The following is a 25,870-nucleotide window of genomic DNA, read 5'->3' as shown; positions in this document are numbered from 1 at the left end:
CCCTCAAGCCGCCACCTGCTCGCGCAACCAACCCATGCTGTCCGCAAGCGCGGTTTGCGGGTCGTCGAGTTCTTGCACCTCCGTGGCAAAGGGCTCGTAGCTGAATAGGCCCTTGTAGCCCGCGGCCTGCAGCGAGCGGATTTGCGCCACGTTGCCCAGCCGGTCACGCTTGTCCACCAGCACGCGGTGTGCGTCCAGCATGCCGGCCACGGACACGTCGGTGTCGGCCACGCCGGATATGTGCACCAGGCCAGTCCACTCCGGGTAGAACGCGGTCTCGCTGGCCAGGTGGTGGTGGAAGGTGTCGTGCACCAGCTTGAACACGCCCTCGCCTCCCGCTGCCTTGATGGCTGCGATGGCGTCGGCCTTGCGGCGCAGTGAAGATACGCCAAAGCCCAGAGGCTCCACCAGCCCACGGATACCGTGTGCTACCAGAACCGGCTTGATGGCAGCCAGGGCTTCGACCAGAGCCTCCTGGGCGACCGGCTTGCCTTCGTTCAAAGGACACATCACCAGAGCCTGGGCACCACACGCAGCGGCATAGGCGGCCAGCTTCTCGGTCTGTGCGCGACGCTCTTCGTTCCACACGTTGAAGGGATACAGCGCGTTGATGGACAACAGGTTCACACCGGCCGCTTTGGCTGCGGCTTTCACTTCAGCGGGCGAAATGGTACCGACCACGTTTGGCGTGTCGTTGCGAATTTCGACATCGGTGATGCCCAGGGCGCGGGCCATGGCAAAGAACTCGGCAGGGGATTGGCGCGGGGCCAGGATATGACTCAGGGAAAAACGCATGGTGGTTCTTTCAAAAAAAATAGCTTGATGGAATGTTTCGCCGCCGGGCCGCCCCAAGGCGAAACGCGCCCCCTTGGGGGGCAGCGACCCGCGAAGCGGCGGAGCGTGGGGGCTTATGCATAAAGGGCCGGGCGTACAGGCAGCGCGATGGCCACGGCTTCGCCCGATGTGGACTGCGCCGCAACGCAGGCGTCGGCAGTGACAGCGGCGGCATAGCCGTCCCAGGAGCTGGGGCCGGTGGCGCCACCGGCTGTGGCTGCGCCAATGAAGTCGTTGAGCTCCACGTCGTAGCTGGCCACGAAGCGGTCTTTCCAGTCGGTAAGGATGGTGCTCTGGCGCTTGGCGCCCAGGCGCATGTCCACGGTCATGGGTTCGGGCAGGCTGGCAACGCCGTCTTCACCCACCACCTCGCACTGGATGTCATAGCCGTAATGGCAGTTGACGAAAATTTCGACGTCGATGAGCACGCCCTTCGCGGTCTCCAGCACCACGACCTGCGGGTCGCGCAGCTTGGTGTGGCTGCGCGCGGCATTGCGCGGATACAGCACACGGGCCGAGACGTAGTCGTCGTTGAGCAGCCAGCGGAACACATCGATCTCGTGGATCATGGTGTCGTGGATGGCCATGGGCGTGGTGTAGGCCTCAGGCACTGCCGGATTGCGGTGGGCGGCGTGCACGAGAATCGGCGCGCCGGTGTGCTTGTCCACGGCTTCCTTGAGTGCCAGGTAGCCAGCGTCGTAGCGGCGCATGAAGCCCACCTGCACCAAGCGCTTGCCAAATTGCACTTCGGCTTCCACGATGCGGCGCGCACCTTCGGCGGTAGTGGCCAGGGGCTTTTCGCAGAACACCGGCTTGCCAGCAGCAATGGCGGCCAGCACATAGGGCTCGTGAGTGGCGCCCCAGCTGGTCACCAGCACAGCGTGCACTTCGGGTGCGGCAATCAGTTCCTCACCGGTGGCGTAGATACGCGCGTTGGGCGCAAAGTCTTTTTGCACGCCTTCGGCGTTGGCCTGGTTGACGTCGCTGAGGGCAACCACCTGTGCTCCGGCGAGTACTTGTTGCAGGCGACGGGTGTGGTCGCGGCCGATCATGCCGCAGCCGATGACACCGATGTTCAAAGTCATGAAGTTTCCTTAGGGTTGTGAATGTTTGTCGAGGTAGCGCTGCATCTCAGCGCGCATGAAGCGGGACGATTCGTTGGCACGCTCTTCCCAGGCGAATACACAGGAAGACAGCACGCCGTTGAACTTGACGGCGGCCAGAGTGCCGAAGAAGACGTCCCAGTCAATCTCGCCCTGGCCCATGTCCAGGTGCTGGTGAACGCGGATCTGGCCGGAGCCGGGCGGGTTGACGATGTAGCGCAGCTGGCTGCTCTTTTTGTGGTTGAAGGTATCGGCCACGCGCACATGGGCCAGCACCGGTGCGGCCTCTTTGATCATGGCCGCCATGTCATCGCCGTAGTAGAAGGTGTGCGGCGCGATGTAGGACAACTTGAGCGCCTTGGAGCCGATGTTCTTGACGATGTCGGTGGCTGGCTGCATGGTCTCTATCCAGTCTTCCGGATGCGGCTCCACCGAGAGGGTCAGGCCTTCGCGCTCGAAGATGGGCAGCAGTTCGTCCATGGAGCGGAACCAGGCGGCCTCGCACATCTCCTTGGTGTTGGCGCCAGGGCGCTCACCCACCGAGCGCTCGGGCGAGGCACCACGCCCAAACTCGCTGATCATCAGCTCGCAACCCATCTCCACCGAGACTTCAATGGCCTTCTTCCAGCAGCGTATGGCCCACTGGCGTTCGTCTTCAAACGGGCTGGCCCAGCGGTACATGGGTTGCAGCGAGGCAAGGCCGACACCGGCCGTTTTCATGGCGGATTTGAAGGCGGCCATGCGCTCCTTCGTGGCGCGCGGCATGACCCACCAGTCCAGAAAATCGGAACGGGGTGAGAGTTCAATCTGGTCGTAGCCCAGGTCAGCCACCACACCGGGCAATTGCTCCAGGCTCAGGTGCCGGATCATGTAGGGGTCTAACGCAATCTTCATGCTTGTGTCTCCTGCGGTTCTTGCTGCCACACACGCTGCATGGCTGACGTAATGTAGGTTTGGCCCCGTGCTGCATTAGAGAGATAATTGACGAAAAATCGTCAAACTATGGAAAACCCTAAGCGCCGAAAAAAGTCCGCCCGCTTCGCAGAAATTGCCGCTTTGGCAGGTGTGAGCGTGGCCACGGTGGACCGTGTTCTCAACGAGCGAGACACCTCTTCTGCCAAGTCTCGCGAGAAGGTGGTGCAGGCCGCGCGGCAACTCGGCATACCGCGCGTTCTGCCGGAAACGCAGCACGGGCTGATTCACGTAGACATCGTGCTGCCCGATAATCCTTCACCCTTTTTTCAGCGGCTCAAGCAGGCCATGAAGCGCGGCGTGGCCATGCTAGACAAGCGACTGGTGGTGCACCATGTCACCACTCCGGAAGAAGATGAGGCGGCGTTCATACGGGCCGTCGGCCCCCGGCGCTACGCCCGCCGGGCCCTGATTGTTTCGGCGCCCGATACACAGGGCGTACGCCAGGCCCTACAGGCAGCACGGGTACGGGGCGAGCACGTCTGCATGGTGGTGACCCGCGTGAATGATGTCTCGAACCTGGACTACGTGGGTATTGACCACCATGCCGCAGGGCGCACTGCGGGCTATCTGCTGGGCAGGCTCTGCCAGCGCATGGGGCATGTGCTGATCCTTTCGAGTCGCAATGACTATTCCGGACACATTGAGCGCAGCGAGGGTTGCCGCGAAGTACTGACGGCCCAATTTCCCCAGCTTCGTTTTGACGTGGACGCAACCGAAACCCATGACGACCCGGACAAGTGCTATCGGGTGGTGCGCCAGGCCCTGCAAACCAGCGAAGGAATCGTCGGGCTGTACAACACCGGAGCAGGCTCACCCGGCATACAGGCCGCCCTGCAGCGCTACGCGGGCGACAAGGTCTGCTGGGTTACACACGAGATATCCGACGACCACCGGCAGTATCTGCACCAGGGCATTCTGGATGTGGTGATCGATCAGGACCCGGACTCCCAGTCCATACGCGCCTTGCAGAATGTTCTGGCCGCAGTGGGCATGACACCGGCCGTGAAGCAACTGGACAGGCCCGGGGATTTCCGTTTGTACTTTGCAGAGAACATGGGGCGCCAGCCGTATTTGGGCTGAGAATAAAAAAGCATCTTTGTGGTGTTGGGTTCCCACATTTCGTGGGGGACGGCACCTGCAGATTCTTCAACTCTTGGGCAGATTCATGGGTGTGATGACCTGAACTGCTGACAGGCTGTGGAGTACCTGCGCGTCGCCAGCACCGTGGACCCGCATCACGCGCAGACAAGCCATGCGCAGATCGTGCTGCAGGTCGTGGTGCAGCACGGCGCTGAGTTGCCCACTTTTCAACAGTGGCAGGTTGTCGGCATCCAGATCGTGACCGATAAATACCTCGCATCGTCGTCTCTGCGCCGCAAAGGCCTGCAGGATGGCGGCATTGGCCCCACCAATTGAGTAAACAGCACACACATCCGGATGCGCTTGCAGCCGCTGACGCACGAGCTTGACGGTGGCCTCGTGCAGCCCCAGGCCCTCGCTGGCATCCACGCGGTGCAGCAGCGGGTAGTGCTGCTGCAAGGCCTGGGCAAAAGCCGCTTCGCGATCACCCTCGCCCCGAAAACGCGTGCTGCTCAGCGACACCAGCACCCCCGCCGGGCGCTCTGGCCCCAACCATTGGCCCAGCAGATAGGCGGCGGTTTGGCCGGCCGCCTGGTTGTCCATCCCCACATAGGCCAGGCGTTTTGAATGCGGCAAATCGGTCACCAGCGTGACCACCGGAATGCCCCGGGCCTGCAGCCGCGCCACGGCATCCACCACACTGGTTTCATTGGGGGCCTTGAGCAGCACACCGTGGCTGCCGCGTGCCGCAATCCGGTCCAGCGTGCCCACCAAGTCGGCCACCGGCACAGACTCGCTCAGGTGGTAGCGCGCCCGCAGAACGGCAGGGTGCAGCAAGGGCATTTCGCGCTCGAGCGCGTCACGCACCATATGGGCAAAGCGCATGGGTGCCTGCAACACCACGTCGAGCATGAACTTGCGCCCCTGCAGCCCGACCTGTGCACTTTGCCGCTCCAACTCGGCCATGGCCTGCTGCACGCGGCGAAGCGTGTGCGCGCGAACGCCCGGACGTTGATGCACCACGCGGTCCACCGTGGCCAGGCTCACGCCGGCCTGCAGGGCAACCGCTTTGAGCAAATGGGGATGGGCCATGGCCGGAATTGTGCAGCAAGCGTTGAAGCGCTGAGGTTTTCCTGAGGTGTTTTATGCCTGTGCGGCGCGGCCACTCTTCCTACACTGCAGCTTCACCGGAATTGACCGCTATCAGGAAAGAACCCCATGGTCCCCACTGCCGCCCCATCGCTTGCCACCACCTCTGCCGCCGCCCCCGCCAGTGGCTACCTGCAAGCCGCGCAATGCCAGGTCAGCGATCTGGATGCGCTGCGGCAAACAGCCACCCAAGCCACTGACTGCCCGCAGGCCACGCATATCCTGCAAGGTGTGCCGGTGTATGAGGCCCGGGCCTTGCGCGTGGGCCAGGGCCGCGCCGCCGACCCGGCTGCCTGGCGCAACGCACTGATGGCCGAATGGGCCCGCGTCTGGCAAAGCGGCCCGGGTGTGCTGGTGGTACAGGGTCTGTACCCCGATGTCGGCGTGGTCGACGCCACCACCCACACCTTCCAGACCCTCATCGAAGAATCACGCAAAGCCGGCCATGCGGGTGACCACTTTGCCAAACCGGGTGCCAATGACCGGGTCTGGAATGCGCTGGAAAAACTGTGCCTGCGGGCCCCCGACGTGTTTGCCGCCTATTACGGCAATGCCCTGCTGGCCACGGTGTGTGAGGCCTGGCTGGGACCGGCCTACCAGATCACCTCGCAGATCAACTGCGTCAACCCCGGTGGACAGGCCCAGGTTGCGCACCGGGACTACCACCTGGGCTTTTTCAATGCCGCGGGGGCCGAACGCTTTCCCACCCATGTGCATCGGCTCTCGCCCCTGCTCACGCTGCAAGGCGCCGTGGCGCATGTGGACATGCCGCTGGAAAGCGGCCCCACGCTGTACCTGCCGCATTCGCAGAAATACCTGCCCGGTTACCTGGTCTCGGGTGTGCCGGCGTTTCAGGCGTACTTTGACAGCCACCATGTGCAGTTGCCCCTGGCAAAGGGCGACGGTATCTTCTTCAACCCGGCACTCATGCATGCGGCAGGCACCAACCGCTCCAGCCACATCCGGCGCATGGCCAACTTGCTGCAGATCAGCAGCGCGTTTGGCCGCTGCATGGAATCGGTGGACCGTGTGCGCATGGCCCAGCAGCTCTACCCCAGCCTGTGCGTGGCCCAGGGCACCATGGACCCCGCCAATGTCGCCGCCGCCATTGCCGCCTGTGCCGAAGGCTATGCCTTCCCAACCAACCTGGACCGCGATCCGCCCCTTGGGGGGCTGGCGCCACAAAGCCAGCAGGACCTGATGCGCAGCGCGCTGGCCCAGGGCATCTCCGCTGCGGACTTCAACGCCACGTTGCAGGCGCAGGCGCAAACCCGCCTGAGCTGACACCCGCTACCTGATCCATCTCCCCTCCACCACCACTTTTCTTGGACGACGCATGAACACCAGTACCCCTTCCAACCCCCACGCCATGGCTTCGCTGCAGGGCCAGGTCGCTATCGTGACCGGCGGCACACAAGGGCTGGGCGCGGCGATTGCGGCCACCCTGGCCCGGCGCGGTGCGCTGGGTGTGGTGATTTGCGGACGCAATACCGCCAAGGGTACAGCCCAGGTGGAACTGCTCAAGTCACTGGGCACGCAGGCGCTGTATGTGCAGGCCGACCTGGAAAAAGTGGACGATTGCCGAGCCGTGGTGCGACAGGCCGATGAACGCTTTGGCCGGGTGGACGTGCTGGTCAATGCCGCGGCCCTGACCGACCGCGGCACCATTCTGGACACCGACCCGGCACTGTTTGACCGCATGTTTGCCGTCAATGTGCGTGCGCCGTTCTACCTGATGCAGGAGAGCATCCTGGTGATGCGGCGCGCGGGCATTGAGGGACGCATTGTCAACATCGGATCGATGTCGGCGCTGGCCGGTCAGCCCTTTATCGCCGCCTACTGCGCCAGCAAGGGCGCACTGGCAACGCTGACGCGCAACACGGCCTACGCGCTCTTGCACAACCGCATACGGGTCAATGCCCTGAACATTGGCTGGATGTCCAGCGAGGGCGAGGACCGCATACAGCGCGAGTTCCATGGTGGCTCTGACGACTGGCTGGTGCAGGCCGCCGCCGCGCAACCGAATGGCCGACTGGTCGACCCGAACGAGGTGGCACGGGCGGTGGCCTTTTTGTGCAGCGCAGAGTCTGGCCTGATGACGGGCTCGGTGATCGAGTACGACCAATCGGTATGGGGCGGCTACGACGGCGCGCCCCGTCCTGAAGGACGTTTGTAGACTTACATCCCCGGCAAACCCCAGGCCTCGGGATCGAAGTCAGCCAGGCGGTTCAGGATGTCGGAGGCTGCCGGGTAGCGCCCCCGGTCCATGGCCGAATCTGGCACGGCAATCACACGCAAACCCGCCGCCACGGCCGACTGCACACCATACGGCGAGTCTTCAAACGCCAGCGTGCGCGCCGGTCCGCTCCTATGCGCCGCATTGCCACCCGGAACAGGTCGGGCGCGGGCTTGGCAGCAAACACCTCGGGATCGTCAACGGTGACTATTGCCCCCCACTTGGCCCCGTTTGACCTACGTAATAGGAGAAGGATTACGTTAACCGTGGTGGGATTGAGCGCAAAGTGCCTATATCAATGTCAAATGACGGCAACCAAGAGGGTCGACTTCAAAAGTGGTCGACTCCTCACGACCAGGAGTAGTCATACAGTTTGATCGTCCGTGTTTTCGCTCAAGGCTATTTCCCGACATCCACAGTTCTTGGGTTTACCGCATCCACTTTGCAGAACTGTCATTGCCAATGGCTGCCTTGTGGCAACTGATTTCTGATCCAAGGTGGCACAAATAACATGCGAAATCACCCTGTCTCCGCGTTCCATAGTGGTGACGTTTCGGGCGTGATCCCGGACACTTAAATCTCGGTTTTTTCATCCATCTCCAAGGCGCTATCCACTTTTATTCCAACGTACCTCACGGTGGATAGTCAAGCTTGGCCTGTTCAGGCAAAAAATGGAACCGTGCGCAAAGTTCTTCATGAGCATGTAAACAAGCATTGCATTTGTCCGCCGCATCGAGTGAGTCCCATAGGCACAAGGGACCAGACCTCTGTGCTCCGCCCAGCCTTCCACAATTCGGGTGTAGTGACGGGTTCCCAAAGGGGGCAATTTACGTACCCGACTTGGAAACAGATATTCCTCCGAGCGGGGGCCGTGAAATCATCGGGCATAACGCCCCCAATCCCGACTGGAAACCGGCCATGACTGCGGATGGCCAAACCGCACAGGTTCGGAAACATGCCACCACATGGCTTTGGTGCGGGACCTTTAGCCTGGCATAGCTGGACACCACTTAAAAACCCCGCAACCCGTCCCGCGTTGGTAGTCCTCAATATGCACAGCGGTATTCACCCGGGTTAACCACTATGGCCCAACTGCATCTTTCTCATAAAAATATGGAAACTTTATTTCCAATAAAGAAACCATGTGCTAACCAGAGAACAATGCTAACGAAGCTGACCAATGGTAAGCTGCATGCCCCTCAGACGGGGCATACGAGCAAACGGGGCAGCGCAACGGGTGCCCCGGACGTCCTGTTGTTCTATTCAAGGTGTCATGCAAAGCAGTTCAATGACAGTGCACCTGGTTCGGAAGCTGTATCCCCCCCATTCAAAGATCGCCGGGACGAAACGTGCCACCGCAGGCTTGACGCTGATCGTGAAGGGCAATCTGCGTGTCGATGATGCCATGCGCACACTGATCCTAGGCGCCCGCGCCGCACGGGTCGGGCGCCCCCTTTGTCTGGCCGTATCTGCCATCGGGCGAAACCGGCATTGGGCGCCCGCTGGGCTGCTAACCGAGCAGCCACGCGTGGCTGGGCGTCGTTTGCTTTCACTATCGGTTTCGCCATGAACGCGGTACCGCACAAGGGCATGATCACCGTGTCCATCATGCTGGCCACCATCATGCAGGCGCTGGACACCACGATTGCCAACGTGGCCCTGCCGCACATGCAGGGCAGCCTGCAAAGCTCGCAGGACCAGATTGCCTGGGTACTGACTTCCTACATCGTTGCTGCTGCCATTGCCACGCCGCTGACCGGTTGGCTGTGCGGGCAATGGGGCCGACGACAGATTTTTCTGGCCTCAGTGGTCGGTTTCACAATCGCCTCGACCTTGTGCGGCCTGGCGCAAAACCTCAGCGAGATGGTATTGGCGCGGCTGCTGCAAGGCCTGTTTGGTGCCGCGCTGGTACCCTTGTCGCAGGCCGTGTTGCTGGACATCAACCCGAAAGAAAAGGTTGGCCAGGCCATGGCCATCTGGGGTGCGGGCATCATGGTAGGGCCCATCCTGGGGCCGGTGCTGGGCGGCTGGCTGACCGAACACGCCAACTGGCGCTGGGTGTTCTTCATCAACCTGCCGGTGGGCGTGTTTGCCTTTTACGGCATTGCGCGCTACTTGCCAGAGAGCAAACCAGCCGGTGAACAGCTCGATATCTTCGGCTTGACCACGCTGAGCCTGGCCATCGGCCTGCTGCAACTGTTCCTGGACCGCGGCGAACAGATGGACTGGTTCAACGCGCCGGAAATCCGGGTGGAGGCGGCGGGTTGCGCCATGGCCCTGGCCTTCTTCATGGCCCACACGCTCACGGTGCGCGGCCCCTCCTTCCTGAACCGCGACCTGCTCAGGGACCGCAACTTCATCACCGGCACGGCTTTCGCCAGCGTGATGGGCATGACGCTGTTTGCCACCATGGCCTTGCTGCCTTCCTTGTTGCAGGGGCTGCTGGGCTACCCCATTGTGTTCGCCGGTGAGATCATGGCTGCGCGCGGTCTGGGCACCATGCTGGCCATGGTGGTGGTGGGGCGGCTGGTGCACCGCTTTGAATTGCGCGCCATCATGGCCGTGGGCTTTGGCCTGACGGCTATCTCGCTTTACCAGATGACCCACATCACACTGGAGATGGACAGCAGCCTGTTGCGCAGCTCCGGCTTTATCCAGGGCCTGGGCGTGGGCTTTACCTTTGTGCCGCTCAGCGCTGTCACTTTCGCCACCTTGGCACCGGGCCTGCGCAACGAAGGCACACCGGTTTTCAGCCTGATGCGCACCCTGGGCAGCAGCGTGGGCATCTCGGTTGTGCAGACCCTGCTCACGCGGGGCATGGCGCGCGCGCATGCCGAACTCTCCACCGACATCCACTATGCCAGCCAGGCGCTGCAGAACCTGCCAGCAGCCCTGAACCCGCTGACGCCCGCCGGACTGGCCGCCCTCAACCTGGAAGTCAATCGCCAGGCGGCCCTTGTGGCCTACGTCCACGACTTCCGCGTCATGCTGTGCCTCACCCTGTTGACCATGCCGCTGTTGCTGTTGATTCGGCCGGTCCGCGCCTCGGAGCACGCCTAATGGTTAACCCGCTACCCCCCCAAACAAAAGGACACTATATTTCCGCATGCATTACAGTGTTTCTTTAATGGAAACATAAAACATTGAAAAAGGATGTTCTGTGGAAACTCGTACGGAATTGTGTGACCTGTTGGTGGTGGGCAGTGGTGCAGCCGGGCTGACCGCTGCCATTGCTGCCCGCAAGGCGGGCCTTCAGGTGATTGTGGTGGAAAAGGAGGACCTTTTTGGCGGCACCACGGCCCTGTCGGGCGGCATGATCTGGATTCCAGGCAACCGGCACTCGGTGGCGGCCAATGCCAAGTCCGGCAAGGACGACTCGATAGACATTGCGCGCAAATACATACTGGACGAGGGCCGGGGCTATGTAAACCCGGAACGTGTCGAGGCCTACCTGACCTATGGCCGGGAGATGGTGGATTTTCTGGAGCGCGAATCCGAGGTCAAGTTCTACTCCATGGACTATCCGGACTATGTTTCGGCCAACCCCCACTCGCGCACTCAGCGCGGCCTGTGCACCGAGACCTACCAGACCAGCAAACTCGGCGAGCACCTCAAGACCCTGCGCAACCAACTGCCCCAAACCCTTTTCCTGGGCCTGGCCATTGGTTCCAGTGTGGAGATGAAAGAGTTCATGCGCGCGGGTCGCTCCCTCAAGTCGCTTGGCTTTGTGATGAAGAAGCTGGTGGCCCATGCACGCGACATGGTGCTGTATGGCCGCAGCGAGCAGATGGTGCGGGGCCGGGCGCTGGTCGGGCGCCTGGCGCGTACGGTGCTGGACCTGGAAATCCCGATGTGGCTGAACTCACCCTTGAGGCGCCTGATCTCGGAAAACGATGCCATCCGCGGCGCCATCATCGATACGCCCACGGGCCCGGTCCGGGTGCTGGCCCGGCGCGGCGTGGTGCTGGCCTGTGGCGGCTACGGCCGTGACGACAAGCGCCGCGCGGCCTCCTACCCCAAGGTGGCTGGCGGCCTGCCCCACCCCACGCCCGTGCCACTGGGCAACACCGGCGACGGTGTGCGCCTGGCCGAAAGCGTGGGCGGCCGCTTTGATGCGCATGTAACCCAGATTGGCTCGTGGATGCCGGTGTCGCAGATGCCGGGTGTGAGCGGCATCGAAGGCGTGTGGCCGCATCTGGTGGACCGCATGAAGCCTGGCTTTATTGCTGTCTCCCGCAAGGGCAAACGCTTTGTCAATGAGTCCTCGTCCTACCACCACTTCGTGCAGGGCATGATCGCCGTGAACGAGCAGGAGGGCGCCAGTGAAGCCGCCGCCTGGCTGGTTGCGGACAGCCGCACCGTCAAGCGCTGGGGCATGGGCTTTGTGCGCCCCTTCCCGGTTCCCAAGGGCAAGTACGTGCGCAACGGCTATCTGATCAAGGCCGACAGCCTGGCCGAACTGGCCAGCAAGACCGGCATAGACCCGCAAGGCCTGCAGGACACGGTGCGCGATTTCAACGCCGCCGCCCGCGCTGGCAAAGACCCGCTTTTCCACCGCGGCGAAAGCGTGTACGACTCCTACCAGGGCGATGACGAAGTCAAACCCAACAGCTGCCTGTCACCCGTGGAGCAGGGGCCGTTTTACGCGGTGCGCCTGTACGTGGGTGAGATCGGCACCTTTGCCGGCATTGCCGTTGATGCCTGCGCGCGCGTGCTGGACCAGCAGGGCCAGCCGCTCAAGGGCCTGTATGCCGTGGGCAACGACCAGGCCAGCGTGTTCGGTGGCGCCTACCCCGGCCCGGGCTCGACCATTGGCCCGGGCATGACCTTTGGTTACATCGCCGGTCGCCATGCCGCCGGCGTGCACGTCTAAGAATCACACAGCATGGAAATCTCCTACAAGAACAAACTGGTGGTCATTACCGGCGCTGCGCAGGGCAATGGCGCGGCCATGGCCCGCGGCTTCGCAGCCGCCGGTGCACGCGTCATTCTGGTAGACCGCAAGGCGCCAGAACTGGAGGTAACTGCACAGCACATCCAGGCCAGTGGCGGCCTGGCCCGTGCCTGCACGCTGGATGTGTCAGATGCCGATGCCTGCAAGGCGTTGGCAGCACGTATCCGGGCAGAGCACGGCCCGGCCTACGCCTTGGTGAACAATGCCGCCGTTCTGCTGCGCGCGCCCTTGCATGAGGGCGACCCGCTGCACGCCTGGCACACCACCATGCAGGTCAACCTGAACGGGCCGTTCTACATGGCGCTGGCCTTTATGGAGCAGCTCAAGGAGACGCAGGGCTCGGTGCTGAATATTGCCTCGGTGCAGACCTTTGTTTCCACACCCAACTCCGTGCCCTACACCGTATCCAAGGGCGGCATAGGGCAGCTCACCAAGGGGCTGGCCTGCGAGCTGGCAAGCCAGGGCGTGCGGGTCAACGCCCTGGCCCCGGGCCTGATGGCCACGCCCATGACGGAGTCCACTTTGCAAGACCCCCAGAAGCTGGAAAAGTTGCTGGTGCACGTGCCCATGAAGCGCTATGCCCAACCGGAAGAGCTCAATGGCGCGGCGCTGTTCCTGTGCTCGCACCACGCCTCCTACATCACCGGCGCCATCCTGCCGGTGGATGGCGGCTTCCTGGCCTGCTAGAACGCACGGACCGCGCGCCAAGCGCGCGGGCGCCACTCAGTCGCTGATCAGGGGCACACCGGTGCGGGCCTGGATGTAATCCAGCGTCACACCGGGCGCCAACTCCAGCAGCCGCAAACCCTGCGGTGTGACGTCCATCACACCCAGGTCGGTGATGATGCGGTCCACCACCGCGCGCCCGGTCAGCGGCAAGGTGCAGTGCTCCAGAATCTTCAAATCCTGCGCACCGCTCTTGTTGCGGGCCACATGCTCCATCAGCACGATCACCCGCGGCACACCGGCCACCAGATCCATGGCGCCACCCATGCCCTTGACCATCTTGCCGGGGATCATCCAGTTGGCCAGGTCACCGCGCGCGGTCACCTGCATGGCACCCAGGATGGACAGGTTGATCTTGCCGCCCCGCACCATGGCAAAGGCCTGGTCGCTGCTGACAATGGAGGAGCCCTTCAGGGTGGTAACGGTCTGCTTGCCGGCGTTGATCAGATCCGGGTCCACTGCTTCCTCGTACGGGAAGGGCCCTATGCCCAGCAAGCCGTTTTCGCTTTGCAGCCAGACCTCGATATCGTCTGGCACATGGTTAGCCACCAGCGTGGGGATGCCAATGCCCAGGTTGACATAAAAGCCGTCCTGCAACTCCTGCGCCGCACGTGCGGCCATCTGTTCCTGTGTCCAAGCCATGGGGTTCCTTTAGGCGATGCGTTGACGGGTGGTGCGCTTTTCAATGCGCTTCTCGGGGCTCGCGTTCTGCACGATGCGGTGCACGTAAATGCCAGGCAGGTGAATGTCATCGGGGGCGAGTTCACCGTTCTCGACGATGCGCTCCACCTCCACCACGCAGACCCGGCCGGCCATGGCCACAGCCGGGTTGAAATTGCGCGCCGTCAAATGGAAACGCAGGTTGCCGCTGCGGTCTGCCACATCGGCTTTGACCAGCGACACCTGCGGAAACAGGGCGTGCTCCATGACATAGGTTTCGCCGTTGAAATCGCGCAGCTCCTTGCCCTCGGCCACCAGGGTGCCCACACCCGTCCTGGTGAAGAAGGCGGGTATGCCAGCACCTCCGGCGCGCAACTTTTCGGCCAGCGTGCCCTGCGGCGTGAACTCCAGCTCCAGTTCGCCGGCCAGGTACTGGCGCTCGAACTCCTTGTTCTCGCCCACGTAGCTGGAAATCATTTTTTTGATCTGGCGTGACTCCAGCAGCAGGCCCAGGCCAAAGCCATCCACGCCGGCATTGTTGGAGATCACCGTCAGGTCTTTGGCCTGGCTGTGCTGCAGCGCCTCGATCAGGGCTTCGGGTATGCCACACAGGCCAAAGCCTCCCACCGCCAGCAGCGCACCATCGGCCACCAAGCCCTGCAGCGCGCTGGCTGCGTCCGGATAAATTTTGTTCATGCGTATTCCTGCAGGGCCTCGCGCACTGGCGGCACCCGGTTGTTACAGCGTGTATTCCACGCGCAAGTCGAAGATGTCGCGGGTGCGGCAATAGGGTTCGAGCAGACGGCCAATCGGTTTCATCAGATGCGGCTGAAGTTCGCCATCGATATAGAACTCGTCCTTGGCATGCACAGCCAGCACTTCGGCCAGCACCAGGCTGGAGACGCTGGGGTGCTCGCCGAACTCGATGATTTGCAGCAGGCGGCATTCAAAGTTCACCGGGGCCTGGGCCACCAGCGCCGCCTTCACGAAGCTGGCCGGCACCGGTGTCAGGCCGGTCATCTCAAACTCGCTGACATGGCTGGGGAATTCGGCACCGGCATTGCTCATGGACTGTGCCATCTCTTCGGTGCAGGGCACGGCCACCACAAACTCGCGCGCAAATTCAATATTGCGCAGCGTGTCCTTCTTCTCGCCACCACGCCTGCGCCGCGTGGAAACCGAAAAGCTCAACACCGGCGGCGACACGCTGGCAATGCTGATGGAACTCAGCGGCGCCACATTCTGCACACCACTTTCGCCCACCGTACTCACCAGCGCAATCGGGCGCGGAACAATCGCCCCGGCCAACAGGTGGTGCAGCACCCGGAAGTCCAGGCCCTTGGGATCGATCAGCATCTTCAGGCCTTGGCGGGGCGGTATTCCACATAGGTGGAGGTGCCTTCGGGCCAGTCGGCATCCTTCGGCACAGGGCCTGCGCGGTTGCGGTCGCGTTGGCCCAGCAGCTTGGGGTAATCCGCCAGGCTGAGGTAATACATGAATGACAACTTGCGCTCGGCAAAGCGCCAGACGCCGTCCTGCTTTTCATAGATGTCGGCATAGCGCAGGGCGGTGACCATGGCCTGCTCGTTGCGCCAGACTTCGGCATGCGACGCCACGGTGCCGGTAGCACGCGTTGCGCTCTCGAAGGTAATGAGCTGGTCGTGCGTGAAGTGGTTGGTGGCACCCAGCACGCTGAAGCGTGACTTGAACTGGTCCACGATGGCCTGCGGCCCGGTGGCCCCCATGGCGCCATCGGCCGAGCCAAAGAATGCGTTGGCGGTGAACAGCGTACCCACGGTATCGAGATCGCGGTTGTCGATGGCAATGTTGTAGGTTGACACCATCTCGCGCAGTGCTAGGCGGTCTTCCACGCGGGTGATGCGTTCTTCCAGAGTCAGGGCGGCGCTCATGCTTTGCTTTCTGTTGGGGTTGCGCTTGAGGCGGCCTGCTTTTCGGCCCGGTATTGCGCAACGTAGTGCGCCACCGATTTGTGGAAATTCTGCGCGCCGCCCTCGTTACGGCCAAACAGCATCTCGGTCACCGCACCGGTCTTGATACCGGCCTGGATGCTGAAGCTGCTGGAGTAGTCCTCATCGCGCACCACGGCCGTATACAGCGCAATGCGGTCCTGCATGGCCTTGGTTTCTTCGGCGCTCATGCTAGCCGGGTCGCGTGTGGACACATGGTTTTGCACCGTGACGCAGCGGTCGGAGCTGATGGGGAACAGCTGAGACACCAGGCCACCGGCCTTGTTGGCAGAAATGGAAATCATGGGAAACAGCGTGCGCACGGCATGGAAGTGGTGCTCGGTGTAGTCGGACTCCGGCACATCCTTCATCTTGGCCATCAGCGCCGGGTCGTAGCCCCAGGCATTGCCGCCCATGCGCTGGTGAGGTCCGCAATCCAGCGGGCCGTAGGCGTCGTAAATCGAGACCGAACTCAGGCTCTCCCGCTTCCACAGTTCGTGCAGCGTGGTGCGGTGCAAAAAGGGTATGTGGTAGGACTCGACATAGCCGTCGTGCGTGATCTTCCAGTTGGCGCTCTCCAGCCGTGGGCGGCCGTGCACAAACCACTTGTCCGCTTCCAGACAGGTCAACTCTTCGAGCATGCCGCCCAGGTATTCGTCCAGGTTGAAGGTCATACCGCGGGTGAGGCTGACAAAGATGAAGCCCACACGCTCCTCGCAAGGCAGCTCGCGCAGGTTCAGGGAACACTTGTCCACTTCACCAAACTTGCGCGGGTCGGCCACTGCCACCAACTTGCCATCGGTGGCAAAGCGCCAGGCATGGTAGGGACAGACAAAAGTTTTGGTGTTGCCCAGTTCGTCGCTGGTGGGTGTGACGGCGCGGCCGCGGTGGGTGCAGGTGTTGATGAAAGCACGTACCTTGTTGTCGTCACCGCGCACGATCAGCACCGGCACATCCAGAATCTGCAGCGCCTTGTAGTCGCCCGGATTGCGCAGCTCACAGCTCAGCGCCAGCATCAGCGGCAGGCGGCGGAAGATGGCGTTCATCTCTTCATCCCAGCTCTGCGGGAAATACGTCTCTACCGGCAACTTGTAGATCTCGGGGGTGGAATCGGTGGTGCCGGCAGCGGCGTGCTGCACCACGCGCTTGACCATCTGAATCGTCTGTTCCTTCTCGTACGGGGACTGGGCCATCTCTATCTCCTGAGGGGCACACACAGCCGGAATGGCTGCGTGCTGGTTGTTTCCTGCACCTGGGGCCAACAAGGCCTCCATAAGCGTGCCAGAGTATGAATCAAGCAAATCAAATCAGGAAATAGTGTTTTCCCTAAGTTGATTTATAAATTCAAATAAGAAATAATTATTCCAATGTGGAAACTTTAAAGGGCATTCATGGCACATCAGTCTTGGCTTCTGGAGCACGGTTCAATTATTGACGGTACGGGGAAAGCGCCTTTTCAGGGCAGCGTGCTGGTAGAGGGGAACATGATCACTGCCGTGGGCGCAGAGGCCGACCAGAAGGCCGCCGCCCTTCCCGGCACCCAGCGCCTGGATGCCACCGGTATGACGGTGATGCCGGGCCTGATTGACGCCCATGTGCACTCCACCTTTGACGATGCCGCCGGCCACGACGAGCTGTTCTACCACCGCCGCCCCGGCATGGCCGCCATCACCACGGTGCGCAATGCCCGCAAGATCCTGACGGCCGGTGTCACCGGCTACTTTGATGTGGACTCCATCTTTGACCTGGGCATCGATATCAAGGAAGCCATTCAGCACGGCGTGGTGGAAGGCCCGCGCATTGCTGCGGGCAGCTATGCCCTGATGACCTCGGTGGGCGGCGCTGCCGGTCGGCTCATGCCCGACCACGGCACCATGGCCTACGCCCGTCTGGTCAGTGGCAAGGACGAAATCATTGCCGAGGTGCGCCGCCAGATCAAACAAGGCGCCGACTGGATCAAGGTCCATGTGACCGGCTCGCTCGGACACCGCCGCAGCGAAGGCGAACTGGTGACCTTCACCATGGAAGAGATGCGCACCATCACCGCGATCGCGCATGACCTCGGTGTGCCGGTAGCGGGCCATTGCCGCAGCGCCAAATCGATTGTGATGGCCTGCGAGGCCGGTTTCGACCAGATCATCCATGGCACCTCCATGGACGATGCGGCCCTGGATGCATTGGTCAAATACCAGGCGCATCTGGTGCCGGCCCTGACATTCCAGGCCAACCTGTCGGACTTCGGCGATGCCATCCATGCCAGCCCCGCGCTGCAGGACCTGTTCCGCAAGGAAATCGAAACCAGCTCTGCCATGTTCCGCAAGGCCTTTGATGCCGGTGTGCCGCTGCTGTGCGGCTCCGAGTCCGGCTTTTCGGTCACGCCTTATGGCGACTGGCATTACCGCGAGATGGAAGTGTTCGTGCAGCACTTCGGCCTGACGCCCCTGCAAGCCATCCAGTGCGCCACCGAAAACGGCGCCCTGTGCCTGCGCCTGAAGGACAAGGTCGGCACCATCCAGAAGAACCGCCTGGCCGACCTGCTGGTGGTCAAGGGAGACCCCTCCAAGGACGTGACCCTGCTGGGCCAGCGTGAACAGTTGCACGCCGTGATGGCCAATGGGCGCTTCATTGACCTGCAGCGCCAGGATCCGGTGCGCAGCAACATCCCCGAATGGCGCTGCCACGACTTTGGCGAGATTCTCACCAAGGACATCGTGGCCAAGGCACGTGCGGCCAAGTAATAAGAAACACAGGCCCATGCCCAAAAAGCTCGCCCTCATCACCGGCTCCAGTGGCGGCATTGGCGCAGCCATTGCCGCTGCGGCCAGCCGCGACGGCTACCGCCTGGCCCTGCTGGACGTGAATGCCGCTGCACTCCAGGCCACGTCCGCCAGCCTGCCCGATGCCACTGCCTTTACCTGCGACATCACCGATGCGGCGCAAGTCGCACAGGTATTGCAGACCCTGGGCCAGGTGCCCGAACTGCTGGTCAACAACGCCGGCATCGTGAAGTTCGCACCCCTGCTGGACATCACCGTGCAGGACTTCCGCCGCATTCTGGACATCGACCTGACCGGCGCCTTTGTGGTGTCGCAGCAGGTGGCTTCGGGCCTGCGCGATGCAGGCAAGCCGGGCTCCATCGTCAACATCGCCTCGATTGGCGGCATCACCCCCAGCTTTGGCACCAACGCCTATGCCGCCGCCAAGGCCGGCCTGATCAAGCTGACCGAGCTGATGGCGCTGGAGTGGGGCGCCTTGGGCATCCGCGTCAACACCGTGTCGCCCGGCTTCATCGATGGTGGCATGAGTGCTGCGGTGTACGCCAATGCCAGCACGCGCGCCGTGCGCACGGCGGCGGTGCCGCTCAAGCGCCTGGGCCTGGAGCAAGACATTGCCGATGCCGTGCTGTTCCTGGCCTCAGAAAAGGCCAACTACATCAGCGGCCACAACCTGGTGGTGGACGGGGCCCTGACGCACAGCCTGTTGAACCAGATACCGCGGGAATGACATGCTGAAAAACCTGGTACTCACCGGCGGCCTCTACCACCCCTTTGCCGACGCCTCGCGGACCCTGCAGGCCCTGCTGAACGAAGCCGGCTTTGCCAGCACCGTCACCGACGACCTGGACCACGGCTTTGCCGAACTGGCCACGGGCAACTACGACCTGCTGACGGTCTATGCCCTGCGCTGGACCATGCCGCAGGAAAAGTTTGCCGCCCAGCGCGCGGAGTCGGCCTTCAGCCCCAGCCCGGCGCAGCGCCAGGCCCTGCAGCAGCACCTGGATGCGGGCAAGGGCGTACTGGCCCTGCACACTGCCGCCATCTGCTTTGATGACTGGCCCGAATGGCAGGACGCCGTGGGCGCGCGCTGGACCTGGGGCCATTCCTACCACCCGCCTTTGGGCACGGTGCAGGTGCAGCCCACCGCCAACAGCCACCCCATCGTAGCCGGCTTGCCCGCCTTTGCCTTGGAGGACGAGGCCTATACCGACATGGTGGTTGCACCCGGCGTGCAGCCGCTGATGGAGGTGCGTGCCGCCGGGCAAACCGAGTTCTCGCCCTGCCTGTGGACCCGCACACTGCCCAGCGGGCGCCTGGTCTATGACGCCCTGGGCCATGACAGCGCATCGCTCGCAAACAGCGTGCACCGGCAAATCATCCAGCGCGCGGCCCGCTGGGCCAGCGGGCAAACCCTCTGAACCCAACACAACCCCAAGAGACACCTACATGAACAGCTCGATTGAAAACCTGTCGATCCTGGTAACCGGTGGCGGCTCCGGCATTGGCGAAGGCACGGCGCGCTACCTGTGCGCCCAGGGCGCACGCGTCACCATCACCGGCCGCCGGGCCGACCGCCTGCAGGCAGTGGCCGCCTCCCTTGGTGAGCGCTGCAGCTGGCTGGCCGCCGATGTGTGCCTGGCAGCTGACCGCCAAGCCGCGCTGCAACAGGCCCTGCAGCATGGAGGCGGGCGCCTCGATGCACTCATCAACAACGCCGGTATCACCCACCACAGCGGCCTGGAAGGTCTTGACGACGAAGCCCTGAGCCGGGTGCTCAACACCAATGTGAATGCACCGCTGCTGATGACGCAACTGGCCTTGCCCGCGCTGCAGGCCGCCAAAGGCTCGGTGGTCTTTATCGGCTCGGTGCACTCCCGTCTGGCACTGCCCGGACGGCTGGCCTATGCAGCATCCAAGGGCGCGATTCTGACGGTCTCGCGCGTGCTGGCGGCCGAGCTCGGCCCCAAGGGCGTGCGGGTGAATTGCGTGATACCCGGGGCTGTGGCCACCGAGATCAATGCCGCTGCCAGCGGACAGGACCTGGAGGAATCCAAACGCCTGTTCCGCAACCTGGCAGCCCTGCATCCGATTGGCCGCATTGGTGAACCAGAGGATATCGCCCAGGCAATTCACTACCTGTTACTGGCTTCGTGGACCACGGGCGCTGTGCTCGATGTCGACGGTGGAATGGGACTTGGCTCTACCAAGATTTAACGCGCAACCGGCGCATATATATATTTATTTATCAGGACAAAAAAAATGGATGAAGCTACCGTTAAAGGCAAGTTGTTGGCCCCCTCGATTGGCGATGATTCCCTGGCGCAGGCCCGGGCCTTGCTGGGCATGCCGATCCGCGTCGAGCAATGGAACGAGGAAGCCAGCTGGGACGCCATACGCCACTATTCCTGGGGCATTGGCGATGACAATCCGCTGTTCTGCGACCCGGCCTATGCCAAGACCACGAAGTGGGGTGGCCTGGTGGCACCGCCCACCTTTTTCTTTGGCATCTGGGATGCCGTGGTCGCCCCCGGGCTGCCCGATGTGCAGTGGTTCTACTCCGGCATTGATGCCGAGTTCCACCAGCCCATCCGCCGCAACGATGTGGTGACAGCCAAGGCCGAGTATGTGGATGCCCAGCCCCTGTCGGGCAAGACCGTCTCCAACATGATCGTGCAGACGGGCGACGTGCAGTACACCAACCAGGACGGCCATTTGCTGACCCGGGTGAAGTCGCACACCTTCCGTGTCGGGCGCCAGTCCGCCGAGGGTGGCCTGCGCTACGCACCGCGCGAAAAGCATGTGTACAGCGCCGACGAGCTGGAAAAAATTGTCAGTGCCCAGGTCAACGAATACCGCCGCGGCGCCGAGGTACTGTTCTGGGACGACGTAGTGGACGGCACCCTGTTGCCCGGCACCGTGCGCGGCCCCATCAACCAGCAGGACATGACGGCCTACTACTGCGGCGCCGTGGGCACCTCGGGCTACAAGTCCACCAAGCTGCGCTGGAAGTACCGCGACTGGGCCCACCATAGCCCCGAGCGTCTGCCCAACAACTACGACAAGAGCTACTTCGGTGCGGCTGTGCTGCCCAGCATCGGCCACCAGGATGCCAAGGTTGCCACCCAGGACCTGGGCATGCCCGGCCCGTATGACAACGGCCCGCAGCGCTGCGGCATGGTCACCACCACGCTGACCAACTGGATCGGCGACCAGGGCTTTGTCCGCGCCTTGAGCATCCGCCTGAAGCTGCCGGTCATCTTTGGTGACTGCACCTACACCAAGGGCCGTGTCACGGGCAAGCGCATCGAAGGCGAGCGCGCCCTGGTGGACCTGGAAGTGTGGGCCGAGAACCAACTGGGCCAGACCACGGCCAAGGGTAGCGCCACGGTCGAACTGCCCCGTCGTTAACCCTTGCCAAGGCACGCCTGATGAGTTCCCTCCACTCCCTTTTGCAGCCCGCCAGCATCGCGCTGGTGGGTGCCTCGCCGGACGCCCGCAAGCTGGCAGGGCGGCCCCTGGCTTACCTGTTGCGCTACGGCTTCCAGGGCCAGGTGTTTGCCGTCAATCCCAAGTACCCGGATATCGGTGGCGTGCCCTGCTTTCCCAGCATCAGCGCGCTGCCGCGGGATATAGACCTGGCGCTGATCCTGTTGCCCGCGCACCAGGTGGCCGATGCGCTGGAGCAGTGCGCGCTGCAGGGTGTGCGCTGCGCCATCTCGATTGCCGGTGGCTTTGCCGAGGCCGGCAGTGCGGCCGAGCAGCAACGCCTGACCGACATCTGCCAGACCCATGGCATACGCCTGATTGGCCCGAACTGCGTCGGCGCCCTGCATCCTGCACTGGGCATGGCGGCTACTTTCTCCAGCGAGCTGCGCAACCGCATGCCGCGCCCCGGGCGCATGGCACTGTTCACGCAATCGGGCGCGCTGGGCAATGCGCTGCTGCAAAGCTTCAACGACCTGGACATAGGCCTGGCCTACTGGGTCTCGTCCGGCAACGAGGCCGATGTGGGGCTGATGGACCTGGTCGAGCACAGCATTGAGGATGACAACATCAACCTCATTGCGCTCTACATCGAAGGCCTCAAGCATGGCGAGCGCCTGAGCGAGCTGACTCGAAAGGCACGCCTGAAGAACAAGGCCATCGTGGTGCTGCGCGCCGGCAAATCCCAGCTCGGACGGGCTGCAGCGGTGTCGCATACCGGCAAGTTGGCGGGCGCCTGGAAGGTATGGCAAGACGTGTCGCGCCAGGCCGGGATCATATCGGTGGAGACACTGGATGAACTGCTGGATGTGGCCATTGTGTTTGACCGTCTGGGCTTCCCCGGCGGCAGTGGCACCCAGGGCCTGGGCGTGCTCACGGTGTCCGGCGGCATGGGTGTGCTGATCTCGGACGCGGCTGCTGAATTCCAGCTGCCGCTGCCCCCGTTTTCCGGTGCAACCCAGGCGCGCCTGCGCGGCCTGCTGCCGGCACAGATGACCGTGGCCAACCCGGTGGACACTGCGCTGTTTACCGATGAAATGGGCTTTGCGGCCTGCGCCGAAGCGGTACTGGAAGACCCCGGCATCGATGTGCTGCTGGTGGTGATGACGCGCCTGGCGCACGACTACAAGGCCATGCTGCCGTGGCTGGCGAAGCAGGCCAATACCGCCCGCAAGATCGGCAAGTGCCTGGCCATTTCCTATCTGTCGTCGTCCGACGCCTTTGAGCGCGAAGACCGCAGCCTGCTGCTGGAGAGCGGCGCCCTGATGCTGCCCACACCCGACCGCGTGGCCCGGGCACTGGGGCACCGCCACCGGGTGGCACAGTTACCCCGCTACACGGCGCAGCCCCAGGTAGACACGCCGCAGCAAAGCCAGACCATGCAGGACTTCTTGCGTCTGGCGGGCGTGCCCCAGGTGCCGGAAGGCCTGTTTCAGGACATGGGTGCCGCGGTCAAATTCGCCGACACACAGGGTTATCCCGTGGTCCTCAAAGTGTCCTCGCCCGACATCGCCCACAAAACCGAGGCTGGTGGTGTGGCGTTGAATCTGAAGGACGCCGACAGCCTGCGTGCCAGCTGGCTGCAGATGGAGCAAAGCGTGGCGACCTATGCGCCGCTGGCCCGGATTGATGGCTACGCGGTGCAGCCCATGGTGCTGGATGGTTTTGAGCTGATCGTGGGCTGCTCGGTAGACCCGGAACTGGGCCGGGTGCTGATGGTGGGCGCCGGTGGCATTTATGCCGAAGTGTTCGATGATGTGTGCTTTTTGGCCTTGCCCACCAGTGCGCCGGAAATACGCGCCGTGCTGGCGGGTTTACGCTGCGCCCCCATCCTGGCCGGTGCACGCGGACAGCCAGCCTTGGACATCGAAGCGGCGACCCAGGCGATTCTGCGCCTGGCCAGCCAGTTCGTGGCCGACGAATGGGTGCGGGAAGTGGATATAAATCCCCTGCGCGTACGAATGAATGGACGTGGCGCCATTGCCCTCGATACACTAGTTGTTCCGGACAAAAATTAGATTTGGAGACCATCAATATGAACACGACCGCAGCCAACGCCCCAGTCCTTGAGGAAGACGCTGCACCGTCTCAAACGGAATATATGAAATCACTGCGGACCGGCTTGCGGGTTCTGCTGTGCTTTGAAAACTCCAAGAGGGATTTGGGTGTTACCGACATCGCCTTGCGTACCGGGCTGGCCAAGAGCCAGGTTTCCAAAATCATGAGCGCCCTGGTGGACAGCGGCCTGGTGGAGCAAGACCCCGCCACCCGCACCTACCACATAGGTCAGCGCTCCTATTTGTTGGGCTCGCGCTACACCACGCACGACACGCTGTGCCAGGCCGCCACCCCGGTGATGCGCGAATTGCTCAACAGCACGGGCCACAGCATCCGGCTGTCGATCCCGCACCGGGACCAGTCGCTCTACCTGATTGGCCTGGAAGGGCCGCAGTTTATTGACACCGGCTGGCATTCGGGCAACTGCGTGCCCATGGGCGCCTCGTCCGCGGGGCGCATTCTGATCGCTTTCATGGAGCCTGCAGAGCGCGAGCGCATCCTGAATATTGCGGTGCCTGCGATAACGCCCGAAACGGTGACGGACATGGCCGAGATTGCCAAAATTGTGCAGCAGGGGCGGGAGACCGGCTATGTGGTGCAGCGCAATGAAACCAGCATTGGCCTGGGCGTGATTTCTGTACCGTTGTTCACCGAAAACCAGAAGGTGATTGGCGCACTGGGTGCTGCCTTTCCGGCCCACTTCCTGAGCACCAAGGAAGAGCAGGACCTGATCCGCGCCCTGCACGCCTCGGCCAGGTCCATTTCACAGCGACTGGGCTGTGCCGTCTATCCGGTGCGTGCCCTGCCACCGGCTGCCTCCTAGATTCCACCCTTTTTTTACGGGCAGGGATGCGTATCCCTGCCCCTGCCCACCATGAACTCTCCCACCATTGCTGCTGTATTGCAGGGAATGCGCTTGGTCGCTGAAAACGTGATCAGCCTGGAGCTGCGCGCCGCAGACAGCACGTTTGCCCTGCCGCCCTTTGAGCCCGGCGCGCACATCGACCTTCACCTGCCCAACGGCCTTGTGCGCAGCTACTCGCTCACCAACCCGGGCGCAGCACCCGACTGCTACCAGGTAGCGGTGCTGCACGACCGCAACAGCCGCGGCGGCTCGCGCCATATCCACGAGCAGCTGCGCGTGGGCACGCCCCTGGGCATCTCCGCGCCGCGCAATCTGTTCAAGCTCAACGAGGACGCCGAACACAGCTTTTTGCTGGCCGGCGGCATCGGCATCACGCCCCTGTATGCGATGGTGCAGCGCCTGGCGCAACTCGGCCGCTCGGCCGACCTGGTGGTGTGCGCGCGCAACCGGGGCCAGCTGTCATTCCTGAAGGAGTTGCAGGCCCTGGTTTCACCCCAGCTGCGCCTGCACCTGCATCTGGACGAGGAAGCCGGTGGTCCACCGGACCTGCGGGCACTGCTGGGCGCACACGGCCCGGACACGCACTTCTATTGCTGTGGCCCACACCCCATGCTGCAGGCCTTTGAAGACACCTGCGCAGCCCTGAACCTGCCCCATGTGCACCTGGAGCGCTTTGCCGCAGCCCCAACGGCTGCAGCCCCGATGGCAGCACCTCGCACGTACACGGTGCGGCTGCAGAAGTCAGGCCAGGTTCTGGAAGTGAGCACCGCACGCCCCTTGCTGGACAGCTTGCTTGCGGCAGGCGTAGATGCAGGGCACAGCTGCCGTGAAGGCATTTGTGGCGCGTGCGAGACCCCGGTGCTGGAAGGCGAGATAGACCACCGTGACAGCATCCTGAGCCAGGCCGAGCGCGATGCCAACCGCTCAATGATGGTCTGTGTGTCGCATTGCAGGTCAGCGCACCTGGTGCTGGACCTGTAGAACGCAGGCCAGGGCGGCAGGT

24 protein-coding genes are annotated in these 25,870 nt (G+C 62.9%); 14 read left to right on the top strand and 10 right to left on the bottom strand.

Going from position 1 to position 25,870, the window contains the following annotated elements; genetic code table 11:
* Positions 1 to 3 precede the first annotated feature (3 nt).
* The 3 genes from DIC66_RS19350 to DIC66_RS19340 all read right to left on the bottom strand — a co-directional run bounded on the left by DIC66_RS19350 (position 4) and on the right by DIC66_RS19340 (position 2,831).
* Complete coding sequence (locus tag DIC66_RS19350) at positions 4 to 795, bottom strand: TIM barrel protein (RefSeq protein ID WP_117179827.1); 792 nt, start codon at positions 793 to 795, stop codon at positions 4 to 6.
* 113 nt (positions 796 to 908) lie between these two features.
* The gene (locus DIC66_RS19345) at positions 909 to 1,919 is read right to left on the bottom strand and encodes a Gfo/Idh/MocA family protein (protein WP_117179826.1); all 1,011 of its coding nucleotides are present in this window, start codon (positions 1,917 to 1,919) and stop codon (positions 909 to 911) included.
* Between the two features lie 9 nt (positions 1,920 to 1,928).
* Positions 1,929 to 2,831: a sugar phosphate isomerase/epimerase family protein gene (locus DIC66_RS19340; RefSeq protein ID WP_117179825.1), complete on the bottom strand. Its 903-nt coding sequence runs from the start codon at positions 2,829 to 2,831 to the stop codon at positions 1,929 to 1,931.
* A gap of 108 nt (positions 2,832 to 2,939) precedes the next feature.
* On the opposite strand from DIC66_RS19340, the gene DIC66_RS19335 reads away from it, so the two are divergent.
* Entirely contained in the window at positions 2,940 to 3,992 is a 1,053-nt protein-coding gene (locus DIC66_RS19335; RefSeq protein WP_117179824.1) for a LacI family DNA-binding transcriptional regulator, read from the top strand.
* A gap of 66 nt (positions 3,993 to 4,058) precedes the next feature.
* On the opposite strand, the gene DIC66_RS19330 is transcribed toward DIC66_RS19335, so the two are convergent.
* Positions 4,059 to 5,084, bottom strand: a complete 1,026-nt coding sequence (locus DIC66_RS19330; RefSeq protein ID WP_117179823.1) for a LacI family DNA-binding transcriptional regulator — start codon at positions 5,082 to 5,084, stop codon at positions 4,059 to 4,061.
* 126 nt (positions 5,085 to 5,210) lie between these two features.
* Between DIC66_RS19330 and DIC66_RS19325 the strand changes: the two genes are divergently transcribed.
* Positions 5,211 to 6,425 carry a phytanoyl-CoA dioxygenase family protein gene (locus tag DIC66_RS19325; protein WP_117179822.1) on the top strand — a complete coding sequence of 405 codons (1,215 nt, stop codon included), beginning with the start codon at positions 5,211 to 5,213 and terminating at the stop codon, positions 6,423 to 6,425.
* 52 nt (positions 6,426 to 6,477) lie between these two features.
* Positions 6,478 to 7,317, top strand: a complete 840-nt coding sequence (locus tag DIC66_RS19320; RefSeq protein WP_233506007.1) for an SDR family oxidoreductase — start codon at positions 6,478 to 6,480, stop codon at positions 7,315 to 7,317.
* A gap of 2 nt (positions 7,318 to 7,319) precedes the next feature.
* Here DIC66_RS19320 and DIC66_RS23660 read toward each other — a convergent pair whose 3' ends face one another.
* Positions 7,320 to 7,451 carry a hypothetical protein gene (locus tag DIC66_RS23660; protein WP_275405262.1) on the bottom strand — a complete coding sequence of 44 codons (132 nt, stop codon included), beginning with the start codon at positions 7,449 to 7,451 and terminating at the stop codon, positions 7,320 to 7,322.
* 1,492 nt (positions 7,452 to 8,943) lie between these two features.
* Here DIC66_RS23660 and DIC66_RS19315 point away from each other — a divergent pair.
* The 3 genes from DIC66_RS19315 (at position 8,944) to DIC66_RS19305 (ending at position 13,018) form a co-directional block, all read left to right on the top strand.
* On the top strand, positions 8,944 to 10,437 hold the full coding sequence (locus tag DIC66_RS19315; RefSeq protein ID WP_117179821.1) for a DHA2 family efflux MFS transporter permease subunit: 1,494 nt from the start codon (positions 8,944 to 8,946) through the stop codon (positions 10,435 to 10,437).
* Between the two features lie 100 nt (positions 10,438 to 10,537).
* Positions 10,538 to 12,250 (top strand): FAD-dependent oxidoreductase, encoded by a 1,713-nt coding sequence (locus tag DIC66_RS19310; protein WP_117179820.1) that lies wholly within the window; start codon positions 10,538 to 10,540, stop codon positions 12,248 to 12,250.
* 12 nt (positions 12,251 to 12,262) lie between these two features.
* Entirely contained in the window at positions 12,263 to 13,018 is a 756-nt protein-coding gene (locus tag DIC66_RS19305; RefSeq protein ID WP_117179819.1) for an SDR family NAD(P)-dependent oxidoreductase, read from the top strand.
* 36 nt (positions 13,019 to 13,054) lie between these two features.
* On the opposite strand, the gene DIC66_RS19300 is transcribed toward DIC66_RS19305, so the two are convergent.
* Genes DIC66_RS19300 through DIC66_RS19280 form a run of 5 tightly spaced genes read right to left on the bottom strand, consistent with a single transcriptional unit; the run spans position 13,055 to position 16,877 of the window.
* Entirely contained in the window at positions 13,055 to 13,699 is a 645-nt protein-coding gene (locus DIC66_RS19300) for a 3-oxoacid CoA-transferase subunit B (protein WP_117179818.1), read from the bottom strand.
* A 9-nt stretch (positions 13,700 to 13,708) separates the two neighbouring features.
* Positions 13,709 to 14,413, bottom strand: a complete 705-nt coding sequence (locus DIC66_RS19295; RefSeq protein ID WP_117179817.1) for a CoA transferase subunit A — start codon at positions 14,411 to 14,413, stop codon at positions 13,709 to 13,711.
* A gap of 42 nt (positions 14,414 to 14,455) precedes the next feature.
* A complete protein-coding gene (locus DIC66_RS19290) occupies positions 14,456 to 15,073 on the bottom strand; it encodes a flavin reductase family protein (RefSeq protein ID WP_117179816.1) in 618 nt (205 codons plus the stop codon).
* A 2-nt stretch (positions 15,074 to 15,075) separates the two neighbouring features.
* Positions 15,076 to 15,627, bottom strand: a complete 552-nt coding sequence (locus tag DIC66_RS19285; protein WP_117179815.1) for a nuclear transport factor 2 family protein — start codon at positions 15,625 to 15,627, stop codon at positions 15,076 to 15,078.
* On the bottom strand, positions 15,624 to 16,877 hold the full coding sequence (locus tag DIC66_RS19280; protein WP_158558955.1) for an aromatic ring-hydroxylating oxygenase subunit alpha: 1,254 nt from the start codon (positions 16,875 to 16,877) through the stop codon (positions 15,624 to 15,626). Before DIC66_RS19280 ends, DIC66_RS19285 begins: the two co-directional genes overlap by 4 nt.
* Positions 16,878 to 17,168: 291 nt before the next feature.
* On the opposite strand from DIC66_RS19280, the gene DIC66_RS19275 reads away from it, so the two are divergent.
* From DIC66_RS19275 to DIC66_RS19240, 8 genes are all read left to right on the top strand, one after another.
* Positions 17,169 to 18,422, top strand: a complete 1,254-nt coding sequence (locus tag DIC66_RS19275) for a metal-dependent hydrolase family protein (protein WP_158558954.1) — start codon at positions 17,169 to 17,171, stop codon at positions 18,420 to 18,422.
* A 16-nt stretch (positions 18,423 to 18,438) separates the two neighbouring features.
* Positions 18,439 to 19,188 (top strand): SDR family NAD(P)-dependent oxidoreductase, encoded by a 750-nt coding sequence (locus tag DIC66_RS19270; RefSeq protein ID WP_117179812.1) that lies wholly within the window; start codon positions 18,439 to 18,441, stop codon positions 19,186 to 19,188.
* A gap of 1 nt (position 19,189) precedes the next feature.
* On the top strand, positions 19,190 to 19,879 hold the full coding sequence (locus tag DIC66_RS19265; RefSeq protein WP_117179811.1) for a ThuA domain-containing protein: 690 nt from the start codon (positions 19,190 to 19,192) through the stop codon (positions 19,877 to 19,879).
* A 28-nt stretch (positions 19,880 to 19,907) separates the two neighbouring features.
* Entirely contained in the window at positions 19,908 to 20,675 is a 768-nt protein-coding gene (locus tag DIC66_RS19260; RefSeq protein ID WP_117179810.1) for an SDR family NAD(P)-dependent oxidoreductase, read from the top strand.
* 45 nt (positions 20,676 to 20,720) lie between these two features.
* Entirely contained in the window at positions 20,721 to 21,869 is a 1,149-nt protein-coding gene (locus tag DIC66_RS19255) for an FAS1-like dehydratase domain-containing protein (protein ID WP_117179809.1), read from the top strand.
* Between the two features lie 20 nt (positions 21,870 to 21,889).
* A complete protein-coding gene (locus tag DIC66_RS19250; RefSeq protein WP_117179808.1) occupies positions 21,890 to 23,962 on the top strand; it encodes an acetate--CoA ligase family protein in 2,073 nt (690 codons plus the stop codon).
* 83 nt (positions 23,963 to 24,045) lie between these two features.
* Positions 24,046 to 24,825 (top strand): IclR family transcriptional regulator, encoded by a 780-nt coding sequence (locus DIC66_RS19245; protein ID WP_158558953.1) that lies wholly within the window; start codon positions 24,046 to 24,048, stop codon positions 24,823 to 24,825.
* A gap of 51 nt (positions 24,826 to 24,876) precedes the next feature.
* Positions 24,877 to 25,848, top strand: coding sequence for a PDR/VanB family oxidoreductase (locus DIC66_RS19240; RefSeq protein ID WP_117179806.1), 972 nt, complete (start codon positions 24,877 to 24,879; stop codon positions 25,846 to 25,848).
* Positions 25,849 to 25,870: the final 22 nt, after the last annotated feature.

The sequence above is a fragment of the Rhodoferax lacus genome (genome assembly GCF_003415675.1).
GTDB lineage: Bacteria > Pseudomonadota > Gammaproteobacteria > Burkholderiales > Burkholderiaceae_C > Allorhodoferax > Allorhodoferax lacus.
This window is presented reverse-complemented; position numbering and strand designations above follow the sequence as displayed.